Genomic DNA, 912 nt, shown 5'->3' on the forward strand with positions numbered 1-912 from the left:
CCGGATCAAAAACATCGCCATGCCATTCAACCATGGCGTCATGCTCTGGATGATCGGGGTTGCCCATCGCCTCCAGAAACTCCTCGTAACCAGGCCCGCCACCCACGTCTTCCGGTGGGCAAGCATTGGCGCCGTCGATGCAGTACGGCACCTGAGGACAGGCAACAGCGGGTAGCGTTTTTTCGACCTTGATACTGTGATGCCAGCTGTCACCAAAGTCGTAGAGATAATTGAATGTCCGCTTTCCGTTCAGCGCCTTGATCAGCGTTTTACGGGCTTCCGGGTTCACCGTCGGCCCCCAACCATCAGGGTCGGGCATGCCGTAATTCTCACCAGCAATTTCAAACTCATGCAGATGGCTATCACTCCAGCCCATCACGACCTGGATGACATGGTGCAGCTTGCCCAAGGTGATGTTTTCAGGCACCGCGAACCGACGCCAAATCTTCGGAGTGATCCACTTCAGCTCGATGTGCAGCAGTAACAGGTCGGGGGCGGGTTTGGGTAAACGGACAGTTTTAACCATGGATCAGGCGGCCTCGCAGTGTTCAGTGTGATTCAAAGAAATGTTCCAAGGCAGCAACTCGCTCACCCGATTGATCGGGTGTTCGGCAATGTGCTCAAGTACGTAGGCCAGATAGGCCTGTGGGTTTAACCCGTTTAGCTTGGCAGTACCCACCAGGCTGTAAATCGCAGCGGCTCGTTCTCCGCCGGCATCGGAACCGGCAAACAGGTAGTTTTTGCGGCCCAGCGCGACGGCGCGTAGCGCCCGTTCGGCGGCGTTGTTGTCGATTTCGATTCGGCCGTCATTGCAGTAGCGCGTTAGGGCCTGCCACCGGTTGAGGGCATAGAGGATTGCACCGCCCAATGCCGACTTTTTCGACAGTTGAGTCAGCGTCTGATTAAGCCATG

At 56.4% G+C, this 912-nt stretch carries 2 protein-coding genes; both read right to left on the reverse strand.

The window, feature by feature from the left end; translation table 11 throughout:
- Window positions 1-526: plasmid pRiA4b ORF-3 family protein (locus INT12_RS30510; RefSeq protein ID WP_193059182.1), on the reverse strand; the 526-nt coding region annotated here is incomplete at its 3' end.
- Window positions 527-529: 3 nt separating this feature from the next.
- Window positions 530-912, reverse strand: a 383-nt coding sequence (locus tag INT12_RS30515) for an IS66 family transposase (protein WP_193059183.1), incomplete at its 5' end; no start/stop codon positions are given.

Origin of the sequence: Pseudomonas sp. K8 (assembly GCF_014889455.1) — a bacterium.
Lineage (GTDB): Bacteria > Pseudomonadota > Gammaproteobacteria > Pseudomonadales > Pseudomonadaceae > Aquipseudomonas > Aquipseudomonas veronii.